Here is a 12767-nt window from a genome sequence, read left to right as displayed (position 1 = left end):
CCATGGGCATGCTGGGCGGCAAACTCAAACGCATGGAGCTGTTGTCCGCCCGGCTCGGAGACTGCCTGGCTCACCTGTACATGGCCAGCGCCTGCTTCTGGCGTTTCACGGTCGAGGCCGACAGCGACATGCTGCCGTTTGCGCGCGCTGCGCTGCGCGTGCAACTCGACGCGGCCGAGGAGGTGCTGCGCGACCTGTACGCCAACCTGCCGACACCAGGCCGGCGCCTGATTGGCGCTCTGGTGCTGAGCCGCACGGCTCACCTCGCACCCCTGCGGGACGTGCAGATGCTGAAACTGGCAGCCTTGCTACGCACACGGCGCGACCTGCTGAACCGGCTCTGCCCCGACATCAGTGTGCCCAAGCAAGGCGGGATGCTGGACCTGATGCACGCGCTGGATCTGGCGCAGCAGCTCGGCGAGGACGAAACCGCCGCACTCAACAAGCTTGTTCGCCGCACCCGCTCTTTCGAAGAAGCCGCGCAGGGCGCGTCCAACCCCACACTGGCGCTGGCCTACCTGCGCGCAGCCGACCGGGTGATCCAGGTGGACGACTTCGCGCCCTGAGGCACCGCGCAGTCCGGACGCAGTTCAGGCAGCCGGAAACAGCTGTTTGTGCTGCTCGCGCAAAACGTTTTTTTGCACCTTGCCCATGGTGTTGCGCGGCAGTTCACTGACGACGAAGCAGCGTTTGGGGATCTTGAAATTGGCGAGCTGAGCCTTCAGCCGCGCGATGATCTGTTCGGCATCCAGCATTGCTCCCGGCCGGGGGATCACCACAGCAATGCCGACCTCGCCAAAATCGGGATGCGGCACACCCACCAGCGCACTTTCGGCGACGCCCGGCATGTCGTTGATGTAGCCCTCGATCTCGGCGGGGTACACGTTGTAGCCGCCGCTGATGATCAGGTCCTTGCTGCGCCCGACGATGGTGATGTAGCCGCGCTCGTCGATCTTGCCAACGTCGCCGGTCTTGAAATAGCCGTCGGCGGTGAACTCTTCCTTCGTCTTCTCGGGCATGCGCCAGTAACCCTTGAAAATGTTCGGACCTTTGACCTGGATCCCGCCGATCTCGCCCGTGGGCAGGGGCTGGCTGGCATCGTCCTGCACGCGCAGGCTGACACCGGGCAAAGCAAACCCGACGGTGCCGCCGCGCCGCTCGCCTTTGTAGGGGTTGGAGGTCAGCATGGCCGTCTCGCTCATGCCGTAGCGCTCCAGAATCGTGTGGCCGGTGCGCTCCTGCCACGCTGTGAAAGTTTCAATCAACAGCGGTGCAGAGCCGGCAACAAACAGGCGTATGTGGCGGCAGGCTTCGCGGTTCAGGCCCGGCTCAGCCAGCAGGCGCACATACAGCGTGGGCACGCCCATGAATACCGTGGCCTCGGGCAACTTCTGCACCACCAGCTTGGGGTCGAACTTCGCCAGCCAGATCATCTTGCTGCCATTGATCAGCGCGCCGTGGATGGCCACAAACAGGCCGTGCACATGAAAGATGGGCAACGCATGGATCAGCACATCCCCCGGCTTCCAGCCCCAGTAGTCCTTGAGCACCAGCGCATTGCTCAGCATGTTGCCGTGCGAAAGCATGGCCCCCTTGCTGCGGCCCGTGGTGCCGCTGGTGTAGAGAATGGCCGCCAGGTCGTCCGCGCCGCGCTGGACCACCTCGTGCCGGTCGCTGCAATGCGCGGCGCGCTCCAGGAGCGAGCCGGTGCGGTCGTCGTCCAGTGTGAAGACGTTTTGCGTGCCGGCCTTGAAAGCAATCTTGCTGACCCAGCCAAAGTTCTTGCGGCTGCAGACCACCACCGAAGGCTCGGCGTTGCCGATGAAATACTCGATCTCGGCGCTCTGGTAAGCAGTGTTGAGCGGCAGGAACACATAACCGGCCCGCAGCGTGGCCAGGTAAAGCATCAACGCTTCGACCGATTTTTCCACCTGCACGGCGATGCGGGCGCCCTCCGGCAGGTCCAGCGACTTCAGGAGGTTGGCCATCATCGCGGTGGACCGTTCCAGGTCGCGCCAGGAGTAGTTCAGGCCGGTGTCGGTTTCCACCGCCACCGTGTCAAGGTCCCGGGGAAAAGCTGCGCGCAGGGCGGCAAACAGGTTGTTGTTTTTCATCGTGTACTTGTCTGGAATCTGGAATCAGGGAATCGCCCGCGCTTAAAACCGCGCCGGACGCTTTTCAACAAAGGCCGCAACACCCTCTCGGTGCTCGGCAGAATCTGCGTAGGCATAGGCATTTGCTATTAGATCAGTAGCTATCGGCCCCCGCCAATCAAGGGCCAGCGCCCGAAAACATTGTTTATTCTGGCGCGCAGCCGCTGGCGCGAGCCGAGCAACGCGTTCAGCCATGGCGGCCGCTTCGGCAGCCAATTCAGCATCAGGAAGCACACGATTCAGAAAGCCGCGTTGCAGCAGGGTGGACGCATCCAGCACCGCTGCGGCCAGCAGCATTTCGCGGGCCGTGAGCTCACCTGCAGCGCGCATCACCAGTGCCGCCTCGCGCGGCGCCATCGGGAAGCCGAGCTTCGCAATTGGCGCACCAAACTTCGCCGAAGCGCCGGCTAGACGCAAGTCACAGCAGCTGGCAATCTCCATGCCGGCGCCCATGCACGCACCCTCGATCTGGGCCACGACGGGAATGTCGCAGTCCAGCATGGCTTGCAAGCCGCCCCACACTTCTTCCTCGTGGAAAGCGCGCAGGGCTGCTTCATCAAAACGAAAGTCCGGATACTCCGTGATGTCGCCACCCGCGCAGAAGCTCGCGCCCTCCCCGCGCAGCAGCACACAGCGCACTTCGCTATGCTGCTGCAGGCTGGTGAACACTTCGCGCAGCGCATGCCACATGGCACGGGACATCGCGTTGAGCTTGCCCGGATGGGACAGGGTGACCCTGGCGATGGAGCCGTCCGTGGCCAGCAGAACCTGTCCTGTCATGTACACCTTGGAAAGGTCAGTCCAGCTTGGCGCCGGACGCCTTCACCACCTGTGCCCATTTCTTGACCTCGGCGCTGATGAAGCTGCCGAACTGCGGACCCGCGAGCCCGGTGAACTCGGCGCCCTGCCGCGCCCAGACGGCTTTGGCTTCGTCGGTGCTGCAGGCCTTGCGGATCTCCTCGATCGCGCGGGCCTGGGCGTCGGCGGGCATGCCCTTGGGACCCCAGACGCCGTACCAGGTGGTGACGTTGTAATCGGGCAAGCCCATCTCGGCGGCGCTGGGCACGTCAGGAATGGCCGGGTTGCGCTTGTTGCCCGACACCATCAGCGCCTTGATGCGGCCACCGGCAATGTGGCCGGCCGATGAGCCCAGACCGTCGAACATCATTTCAACATCGCCGGCAATCAGGCCCTGCAGGGCCGGCCCGGCACCCCGATAGGGAATGTGCGTAAGAAAGGTTTTGGTCTGTTGCTTGAACAGCTCCCCAGCCAGGTGGTGCGAGGTGCCGGCGCCAGCCGAGCCGTAGTTGAGCTTGCCCGGGTTCTTGCGGGCATTCTCCAGGAACTCCTTGAAGTTGGCCACCGGCAGCTTTTGCGGATTGACCACCACCACCTGCGGCACGCTGGCCACCAGGATCAGTGGCACCAGGTCTTTCTCGATGTCGTAGTCCAGCTTGGGATACATGCTGGGCGCGATGGTGTGATGCACCGCACCCATGAACAGGGTGTAGCCGTCGGCCGGCGCTTTGGCGGCAATGCTGGCCCCCAGCGTGCCGCCCGCGCCGCCGCGGTTGTCAATGATCAGCTGCTTGCCGGTCAGGCGCGCAAACTGCGCCGACATGGGACGCGCAAACGCATCGGTACCCCCGCCTGCGGGAAAGGGAACAATCATGGTCACCGGCTTGGCAGGCCAGCCCGATTGTGCATAGCTGCCCAAGGAAAACGCGGCCAGGCCGGCGGCTGCGGTGCGCAGCACATCGCGTCGGGACGCGTTGATGTCAAAGCTCGATGTCATGTCTCTCTCTCCTGTCGTTGTTAAACAAAAAACCCGCATAACTTTCAAATATACAAACCCTCGATGCCGCCCGATACGGGGATTTTCCCCTGAGACAGCATTGCCCTGTGTTTATCCAGCCGCCTGAGGTCATAAAGGTAATTGACCATCAGGCCGCAGGACTGCTTGAGACCTTTCGGCGAAGGATCGCCCATCCAGTTCAGCCGCTCGATGCGGGCGCCATTGCCCAGATGGAAACGCGCGACCGGATCCAGCGGCTTGCCGTCTTCCAGCGCCTGGCCCAGGTAGTGCGCCGCGCAGTGCAGCAGCATGCGGCGCACTGGCGATTTTTCGTCCAGTGTGGCTGCCGTCTCGGCTGCCGTGAGGAAATGTTGCGCCGTGGGCGGCTCGAACCCGACGGCACGGCCCAGCAGCGTGCGTTCTTTTTCCTCAAGCGCTTCCAGCATCGCGCCGGTATTTTTGCCCAGCCACTGACGAAAGCCTGGAATCGGCGACAAGGTGGCAAAGTGCTTGAGCCGGGGAAATTCCGCGCACAAGGTCTCCACCACGCGCTTGATCAGAGAATCACCGAAACTCACGCCGCGCAGGCCGGCCTGCGTGTTGCTGATGGAATAAAAAATCGCCGTCGTGGCCCGGGCCAGGTCCGCGGGCGCGGCCGACTCGTCCAGCAGCGGCGTGATGCCGGCTGCCATCTCGTCCATCAGCGCCACCTCCACAAAAATCAGCGGCTCATCGGGCATGCGCGGGTGAAAAAAACCGTAACACCGGCGGTCACTGTCGAGCCGGTTCTTCACATCGGCCCAGCTTTTGATGTCATGCACGGCTTCGTACTTGATCAGCTTTTCGATCAGCGATGCCGGCGAGTCCCAGCTGATGCGGCGCAGGTCGAGAAAACCCACGTCAAACCAGGTCGAGAACATGTACTCCATCTCGACATCGAGCGCCTGCAGGCGCTTGTCCGCCTTGAGGTAGGGCAGCATGTCGGCGCGCAGGTCCACCAGGAAGCGGATGCCTTCGGGAAAGGCGCTGAAACGCTGCAGCAAACGCCTGCGCGGAGACACCGTGGCGCGGCGGTAACGCACCTCGGCCACGGCCTCATCGGGTGTGCCGACCGCGGCGGCAAACTGGGCTTGCGCCAGCTTGACCTTTTGCGCATCGGCCACAAACTGCTCGCTCATCAGCAGCCACATGTCGCGCCGCTCGTTCAGGGCTGCGCTGGCATACCAGCCCGCCACCCCTTTGGCGCGGCGGCCACCTTCGATCTCGCTGACCTGCGGATCGACAATGGCCTTCAACTCCTGCAGCGTCCGGCGCAGCACACGCGGAGACAGGGCTTCCTCCTTTTGCCGCAGCGTGGCCTTCAGGCGTTCACGCGTGGAACGCACCGCCGGCAAGGTTTCGGCAGCAGCACCGGACGCTATCTTTTTGGGAGCTGCTGGCATTGCAACAGCGGGGGCTTCAGGCACTTTTGACGCAATTTTTTTGTCTCCGGCAAAGCGTGACACGCTGCGGTTGAGCCAATCTGCCGCATTCATGAGGCCACCCTTGTACGTTGGTTGCGGGCCAGTTCACGCAAAGCCTCACGCTGGCGTGTCAGGTGAGTGCGCATGGCAGCATCAGCGCCTTCGCTGTCGCGGGCCTTGAGCGCTGCAAACACCGCCATGTGCTCCGACAGGCTCTGCGCCAAGCGGCCGGGCGCGTGCAACTGCTGGGCTCGCGCGAGCTTGAGGATCTTGCGCAGGTCGGCAATCGCCATCGCCAGCCAGCGGTTGTCGGCCAGCGTGATGATGGCTTCGTGAATCGCGAAATTGGTGTCGTAGTAGTCGTTGATGCGGCCGGCCTTCGCATGGCCGGCCAGGCGCTCGTGCAGCGTGGTGAGCGCCGCCAGGTCGGCATCGGTGGCGTTGCGGGCAGCCTCAAACGCGCAGCGCCCCTCGAGCAGCGCAATCACGGGAAAAATTTCGTCGAGGTCTTTTTCCGTCACCTCATTGATGAAGCAGCCGCGCCGTGGCTCGTGACGCAGCAGGCCCTCCGCCGTCAGCACCTTGAGCGCCTCGCGCAAGGGCGTGCGCGAAATCTGCAGGCGCTCGCACAGCACCAGCTCGTCCAGAAAACTGCCGGGCGCATACATGCCGGCAAAAATCTGCTCGCGCAAGGTGGCGGCGACTTCCTGGTGCAACGAATTCTGGACAAGACGCATGGTGGGGGCTGATGGTTTCTGGTGTCGTTTGGGAAGCGTTCTGGCAGATCTTGAGCTTGACGAAATCCGGGCTCAGCCCGCCTTCCATCCAACGCTTTCAGAGATCTCTTTCGTCGTAATTTCATGTAATTACGCATAATTATGACAAAGCAAACCCTGAAGCACAAGGCATCTTCAAGATGAACACCACAAGGGCAAACCCGCGCTCGATAGGCCAGGGCTTGACTTTTACATTTTTAGTTTTATAGTAAGCTACATGACCGCAAAAACCAGCCTTTCCGTCCTGCCTGACGCAGAGGCCGCACTGATGTTGGCTGCACTGGGAAGCGAAGTTCGCTTGGGTTTGTACCGGCGGCTGCTGCGCGCCGGTCACCAGGGGCTCAGCGTCACAGGCCTGCAACGCCTGACCGGCATTCCCCCGTCCACGCTGGGACACCATGTCAGTTCGCTGGTGTCGGTGGGGCTGGTATCGCAGGAGCGCCAAGGTCGGGAGCTGATTTGCCGCGCCGAGTATGCCGACATTCGGCGTTTGAGTGATTTTTTACTGAGTGAGTGTTGTGCAGACGCCGTCTGTGCACCCCTACAACGGGGTGAGGTGGAGAAAGTCTGAAGATATCCATTTTTGGGCTTTTATTTTCTATTTTTTTAGAAAGGTAATTTTATGAAAATGCAGTCTTTGAACATGCTGAAGTGGCCCAGCCGGTTAGCCGCACGGGTTCGGCCGGACCGGGTGTGGATCGCCATCGCTGCCACCCTGCTGGGTATCGCCTTGCTGGACCTGCCGCAGTTCGGCAAGACTTTGCAATTTGTGGCGGCGGCGGCGGGCAACACGTTTGGTTTTTTATTGCTGTCTGTCGCCATCACCGCATGGGCCAAAGCCAGCGGCGTGGACAACCTGATTTCGCGCGCTTTCAGCGGCCCACCGGTGCTGACGGTGATCTCGGCGGCCTTGATGGGGGCCTTGTCGCCGTTTTGCTCTTGCGGGGTGATTCCAATCATCGTGGCCCTGCTGTCCATGGGTGTGCCGCTGGCACCGGTGATGGCCTTCTGGTTGGCCTCGCCACTGATGGACCCGTCGATGTTTGTGATGACTTCCGCCACCTTGGGGCTGGAATTTGCAGTCGCCAAAACCATGGTGGCTGCCGGCATCGGCCTGCTCGGTGGCACGGGTGCGTGGCTGCTGGTGCGCTACGGCCTGATCGCCGAGGTACTCAAGCCCGGTATGGGCAACGGTGGCTGCTCCGCTTCGCGCATCCGCAACCCGCAAGCAGTCGTCTGGAAATTCTGGCAAGAACCCGCCCGGATCGAAAGCGCGATGGCGAGCTTCAAGACAAACGCCTGGTTTCTCGCCAAATGGCTGGTGCTGGCCTTTGTGCTGGAGAGCCTGATGCTCGCCTACCTGCCGCCCGACCTGATTGCGCGGGTAGCCGGAGGCACCGGCTCGCTGCCCGTGCTGCTGGCCACGCTGGTGGGCATCCCGTCTTACCTGAATGGTTATGCGGCCTTGCCGCTGGTAAGCGGCTTGATGAACCAGGGTCTGTCCCCGGGCGCCAGTATGGCTTTTCTGGTAGCAGGTGGCGTAACCTCACTGCCGGCCGCGCTCGCTGTCTGGGCTGTCGCACGCGGCCGGGTATTTGCTGCCTACCTGAGCTTTGCGGTCATGGGCGCGCTGGCAAGCGGCATCATGTTTGGCCTGTGGAAGCAGTAGAGCCCGTACCGCCTCCAGCTCACGCAACAGCATCCTCTGTGGAAGTCCTGCCACCACCCATGGGGATGGCAGCAGAGATGAATCAGGTGCTGGGTGCGGCGCACAGCGTGCAGGCGCCGAGCGATGTTGTTTTCTTTATCTGGTTGCGCAAGACCCTGCGGCGCTGCTCAGTTGCCCTTCCAAAGGCGTGAGAAATAGCTGTCATTTTTTTCGCACACACCAGACAACGCCGGGAGCCGATTTATCTGCGTTTTTCAGCCCACAACCAGAGCCAGACGCCGGCCGCGATCATCGGCAGGCACAACCACTGTCCCATGCTCATGCCGAGCGCGAGCACGCCGAGAAAGTCATCCGGCTCGCGGAAAAATTCGGCGATAAAACGGAACACGCCGTAACCCACCAGAAAAGCCGCGGACACCTGGCCGGTCTTGCGGGGTTTGCGCGCATACAGCCACAACAGGATGAAGAGCAGCAAGCCCTCCAGCAGAAACTGGTAAACCTGTGAGGGGTGGCGCGGCGACATGGAACCGCTTTGCCTGAACACCATGCCCCAGGGAAGGTCGGGACTGCTGAAACGTCCCCACAACTCACCGTTGATGAAGTTGCCAACCCGCCCTGCCGCCAGGCCGGTCGGCACGCAGGGCGCCACCAGGTCCATCACCTGCAGCCACGGTTTTTGCCGGGTGCGCGCAAACCAGACCTGCGACACCAGCACGCCCAGCAGGCCGCCATGAAAACTCATGCCGCCTTGCCAGACGTAAAAAATCTCCAGCGGATGCGCCAGATAGTAGCCAGGTTTGTAGAACAGGCAGTAACCGAGACGCCCGCCCACCACCACGCCCATCACGCCCAGGAACAGGATGTCCTCAATGTCCCTGCGGCTCCAGGCCGCGGTGCCGGTCATCGACGCATAAGGTTCGTGCCGCAGGCGGCGCAGCCCCAGAAACAGGAACAGGCCAAACGCCGCGAGATAGGTCAGGCCGTACCAGTGGATGGCCAGCGGGCCAAGCTGCAGGGCGACGGGATCGATGGTGGGGTGAATCAGCATGCGGCTTATTGTGCCAGCGCAGCGTAGCCCGGGGCAGGCCTCGGTCAGTCGCGCGGGACCGCTACAAATTCCAGGAAGCGCTGCAGGCAAGGGCTGACAACACCCGCCGGCCAGACCAGGCTGGTCTCACAAACCGGCACCCGATGGCCTTTTTTGCCGGCGACGCTTCGGTAGGCCACACCCGGCCGCTGGAATTGCCTGACGCTTTCCGGCACCCAAGCCACCCCCAAGCCCGCCGAAACCAGGTTGACGATGGTCTGCATCTGTATCGCTTCCTGCGCCACCTGCGGCGAACGCGCAGCTGCGTGGTACATCGCAAAGATGGCGTCATAGAGCGAGGGCAGGATGCGGCGCGGAAAGATCACCAGCGGCTGGGCCAGTACGTCGTCCAGCGCCAGCGAGGATTTTGCCGCCAGCGCGTGATGGTCGGCCAGAGCGAGCAGCAGAGGTTCTTCGGCGATCAGGCGCCGCTCCAGGCCAAGCGGTGCAAATCCCGGTGAGTGCAGCATGATCCCGGCATCAATGTCGTGGCGCTCAAAGGCCTGCAGTTGCATATCGCCGGTGGCCTCCAGCAATTCGAGCTGGACTTGCGGATGCTGCTCGCGAAACGCCCGGACCCATTCGGGAAGCAGCGAAAACCCTGCGGTGGAGACAAAAGCCAGGCGCAGCCGCCCGATTTCGCCGGCCGCAGCCGCCCTCGCCTGTCCGGGCAGGGCCTGTGCCCGGGCGAGTAAGTCGTAGACCGCCGGCAACAGCGCCGCGGCCGCCGCCGTCATGTGAACGCTCCGTTTTGTGCGATCAAACAATCGCACAACCAGCAGCTTCTCCAGCTGCGCAATAGCCTGCGTCAAGGGCGGCTGGGTCATGTGCAGCCGCGTGGCGGCCCGGCCGAAGTGCAGTTCTTCGGCAACAGCCACGAACTGCCGCCAGAGCCTGAGTTCTATGGTTGGAATACTCATATGCCAAACATATTAATACAACACTAAAAATATATTGGAAGCACTCAAAGAGGCGGCGCATACTCTGCGTTTTGCCACACACCCCACACAAGAGATACCCATGAACCAGCAAGACAAGGACAGCAGCGGCGACGCCATCAACCGCCGCAGCAAAAACATCACCGAAGGCACTTCGCGCGCACCAAACCGCTCGATGTACTACGCCATGGGCTACGAGGCCGGGGACTTCAAAAAACCGATGGTTGGCGTGGCCAACGGCCACAGCACCATCACACCCTGCAACAGCGGCCTGCAAAAGCTTGCCGATGCCGCGATTGCCGGCATCGAGGAAGCTGGTGGCAACGCGCAGGTCTTCGGCACCCCGACGATTTCGGACGGCATGGCCATGGGCACCGAGGGTATGAAGTATTCGCTGGTCAGTCGCGAGGTGATCTCCGACTGCATTGAGACCTGCGTGCAGGGCCAGTGGATGGACGGCGTGCTGGTGGTCGGCGGCTGCGACAAAAACATGCCTGGTGGCCTGATGGGCATGCTGCGTGCCAACGTTCCTTCAATTTATGTGTACGGTGGCACCATTCTCCCGGGCCACTACAAAGGCAAGGACCTGAACATCGTTAGCGTGTTCGAGGCCGTGGGTGAGCATTCCGCCGGCCGCATGAGCGACGAGGACCTGCTGCAGATCGAACGCCGCGCCATTCCCGGCACCGGCAGTTGCGGCGGCATGTACACGGCCAACACCATGTCGTCCGCCTTTGAGGCGCTGGGCATCTCCCTGCCCTACTCGTCAACCATGGCCAACCCGCACGATGAAAAGGCGAATTCAGCGAAGGACTCAGCCAAAGTGCTGGTCGAAGCCATCCGCAAGAACATCAAGCCGCGCGACATCGTGACGAAGAAGTCGATTGAAAACGCGGTCGCCGTGATCATGGCCACCGGCGGTTCCACCAACGCGGTGCTGCACTTCCTGGCCATCGCCCACGCGGCCGAGGTGGACTGGACAATTGACGATTTCGAGCGTGTGCGCGTCAAGACACCCGTGCTGTGCGACCTCAAGCCCAGCGGAAAATACCTGGCGGTGGACCTGCATCAGGCAGGCGGCATTCCACAGGTCATGAAGATGCTACTCAAGGCCGGCTTGCTGCACGGTGACTGCCTGACCATCACCGGCCAGACCATTGCCGAGGTACTCAAAGAAGTGCCCGATGCACCGCGTGCCGACCAGGATGTGATTCGCCCGATAGACAAGCCGATGTATGCCCAAGGGCATCTGGCCATCCTCAAGGGCAACCTCTCGCCCGAGGGCTGCGTCGCGAAAATCACCGGGCTGAAAAACCCGGTCATGACCGGCCCGGCGCGTGTGTTCGACGACGAGCAATCGGCACTGGCCGCCATCCTCGCCGGCAAGATCGTCGCGGGCGACGTGATGGTGCTGCGTTACCTCGGCCCCAAGGGCGGCCCTGGCATGCCCGAGATGCTGGCACCCACCGGCGCGCTGATCGGCGCGGGCCTGGGCGAAAGTGTGGGCCTGATCACCGATGGCCGGTTTTCAGGCGGCACCTGGGGCATGGTGGTTGGCCACGTCGCGCCGGAAGCGGCGGCGGGCGGCAACATTGCCTTCATCAACGAAGGCGACTCGATCACCATCGACGCCAAACAATTGCTGCTGCAGCTGAATATCAGCGACGCCGAACTGGCCAAGCGCAAGGAGGGCTGGAAAGCCCCGCTGCCGCGTTACATGCGCGGCGTGCAGGCCAAGTTCGCCTTCAACGCATCAAGCGCCAGCAAAGGCGCCGTTCTCGACGATTATTGAGGCGGCAGCGCGCGGACAAAAAGGCCCCTGCATTCACACTGCAGGGGCCTTTTTTTATTGCGAGAGCGAGCGCAGCAAGCGGGCGCCCCTTCAAGCAGGGGCCGCGGATCTGGCTCCGCCAGTCCGCAGGCGCAGCGGCCCCCTCTGGGGGCAGGAAGCTACACGCAGTGAGCGCCCGTGGGGGTCATTTCCTTCTTTTGAGCATCCCCATGGCATCGCGCTGCCGGTCGATGCGCGACTGCTTGCGCTTTTCCATTTTTTCCATGGCCTTCTTTTCCGTGTAGCCGGACTTGTCCGCCCACCACCACCACAACACGGCCAGCCCGAATGGCGCCAGAACCACCCACCAGTTCCAGCCGGCAACTGGATCAATCTCCAGATATTTCAGGGCGATGCCGAGAACACCCAACAACAGAAAAAGCATGGCAGACTCCCGATAAATCAGGTGGCGGCCTTTACAAACCAAGGTCAACCCACCCCACTACAATAACGTTGATTGACTGTAACCGAATCCATAACTCCATCCCTACGAGGTTAACGATGAAACGTCTCTGTTTAGTGATTGCTTCGCTGGCCGCCGGGTTTGCCGTGTCCACCCCGGCGTTGGCTGACCTGCAACTGGCTACCGCCAAAAACTGCATGGCCTGTCATGCCGTGGCGACCAAGCTGGTCGGCCCTGCCTACAAGGACGTGGCGGCCAAATATGCGGGTCAGAAGGACGCTGTTGACAAGCTCGCTGCAAAAATCCTCAAGGGCGGTGCCGGCGTGTGGGGGCCTGTGCCCATGCCGGCCAATGCGCAGGTCAGTCCCGACGAAGCCAAAAAACTGGCGGCTTGGGTACTGACGCAAAAATAACCCCGGCATTCCGGTACGCAGAAAAGCCCGTTGGATCAACGGGCTTTTTTCATGGGCGCTGCGCGCCTGGCTTCGCCTACAGGTTCAGACAGCTGATCAAGGATGGCGGGGTTTTGTGGCCACCTCACATCGCTTCGCGATATGAGTGTCCTCTGCACCCCGCCTCAGCTTCGCTGTCGCGGCTTCGCCGCCCCTCTATCACTGTCTTTCAGACAGCTGATCGAGGATGGCGGGGTTTT

The 12767-nt window shown here is 62.2% G+C and carries 13 protein-coding genes; 5 read left to right on the top strand and 8 right to left on the bottom strand.

Going from position 1 to position 12767, the window contains the following annotated elements; translation table 11 throughout:
• Positions 1–566: acyl-CoA dehydrogenase domain-containing protein (locus tag ABI660_RS20910; RefSeq protein ID WP_348071742.1), on the top strand; the 566-nt coding region annotated here is incomplete at its 5' end.
• A 24-nt stretch (positions 567–590) separates the two neighbouring features.
• On the opposite strand, the gene ABI660_RS20905 is transcribed toward ABI660_RS20910, so the two are convergent.
• From ABI660_RS20905 to ABI660_RS20885, 5 genes are read right to left on the bottom strand one after another with little or no spacing between them, the layout of a single operon-like run.
• Positions 591–2114 carry a malonyl-CoA synthase gene (locus tag ABI660_RS20905; RefSeq protein WP_348071740.1) on the bottom strand — a complete coding sequence of 508 codons (1524 nt, stop codon included), beginning with the start codon at positions 2112–2114 and terminating at the stop codon, positions 591–593.
• A gap of 42 nt (positions 2115–2156) precedes the next feature.
• Positions 2157–2933, bottom strand: a complete 777-nt coding sequence (locus ABI660_RS20900; RefSeq protein ID WP_348071738.1) for an enoyl-CoA hydratase/isomerase family protein — start codon at positions 2931–2933, stop codon at positions 2157–2159.
• A gap of 16 nt (positions 2934–2949) precedes the next feature.
• On the bottom strand, positions 2950–3948 hold the full coding sequence (locus ABI660_RS20895) for a tripartite tricarboxylate transporter substrate binding protein (protein WP_348071736.1): 999 nt from the start codon (positions 3946–3948) through the stop codon (positions 2950–2952).
• Positions 3949–3992: 44 nt separating this feature from the next.
• Complete coding sequence (locus tag ABI660_RS20890) at positions 3993–5483, bottom strand: malonyl-CoA decarboxylase (RefSeq protein WP_348071734.1); 1491 nt, start codon at positions 5481–5483, stop codon at positions 3993–3995.
• Complete coding sequence (locus ABI660_RS20885; protein WP_348071732.1) at positions 5480–6148, bottom strand: GntR family transcriptional regulator; 669 nt, start codon at positions 6146–6148, stop codon at positions 5480–5482. Before ABI660_RS20885 ends, ABI660_RS20890 begins: the two co-directional genes overlap by 4 nt.
• A 256-nt stretch (positions 6149–6404) precedes the next feature.
• On the opposite strand from ABI660_RS20885, the gene ABI660_RS20880 reads away from it, so the two are divergent.
• Positions 6405–6758, top strand: coding sequence for a helix-turn-helix domain-containing protein (locus ABI660_RS20880; RefSeq protein ID WP_348071730.1), 354 nt, complete (start codon positions 6405–6407; stop codon positions 6756–6758).
• Positions 6759–6830: 72 nt separating this feature from the next.
• Entirely contained in the window at positions 6831–7856 is a 1026-nt protein-coding gene (locus ABI660_RS20875; protein WP_348071728.1) for a permease, read from the top strand.
• Positions 7857–8097: 241 nt separating this feature from the next.
• On the opposite strand, the gene lgt is transcribed toward ABI660_RS20875, so the two are convergent.
• Both lgt and ABI660_RS20865 read right to left on the bottom strand, forming a co-directional pair.
• Complete coding sequence (lgt, locus tag ABI660_RS20870; RefSeq protein WP_348071726.1) at positions 8098–8904, bottom strand: prolipoprotein diacylglyceryl transferase; 807 nt, start codon at positions 8902–8904, stop codon at positions 8098–8100.
• Positions 8905–8948: 44 nt separating this feature from the next.
• A complete protein-coding gene (locus tag ABI660_RS20865; protein WP_348071724.1) occupies positions 8949–9863 on the bottom strand; it encodes a LysR family transcriptional regulator in 915 nt (304 codons plus the stop codon).
• Positions 9864–9963: 100 nt separating this feature from the next.
• Here ABI660_RS20865 and ilvD point away from each other — a divergent pair, with 100 nt between their 5' ends.
• A complete protein-coding gene (gene ilvD / locus ABI660_RS20860) occupies positions 9964–11673 on the top strand; it encodes a dihydroxy-acid dehydratase (protein ID WP_348071722.1) in 1710 nt (569 codons plus the stop codon).
• A 184-nt stretch (positions 11674–11857) separates the two neighbouring features.
• Here ilvD and ABI660_RS20855 read toward each other — a convergent pair whose 3' ends face one another.
• Positions 11858–12097 (bottom strand): TIGR04438 family Trp-rich protein, encoded by a 240-nt coding sequence (locus ABI660_RS20855; protein WP_348071720.1) that lies wholly within the window; start codon positions 12095–12097, stop codon positions 11858–11860.
• A 116-nt stretch (positions 12098–12213) separates the two neighbouring features.
• On the opposite strand from ABI660_RS20855, the gene ABI660_RS20850 reads away from it, so the two are divergent.
• On the top strand, positions 12214–12528 hold the full coding sequence (locus tag ABI660_RS20850; RefSeq protein ID WP_348071718.1) for a c-type cytochrome: 315 nt from the start codon (positions 12214–12216) through the stop codon (positions 12526–12528).
• Positions 12529–12767: the final 239 nt, after the last annotated feature.

Source organism: Polaromonas sp. (assembly GCF_039930745.1).
Taxonomy (GTDB): Bacteria; Pseudomonadota; Gammaproteobacteria; order Burkholderiales; family Burkholderiaceae_C; genus Polaromonas.
Note: the sequence above shows the minus strand (reverse complement) of the source record. Positions and strands in the feature narration are given on the sequence as shown.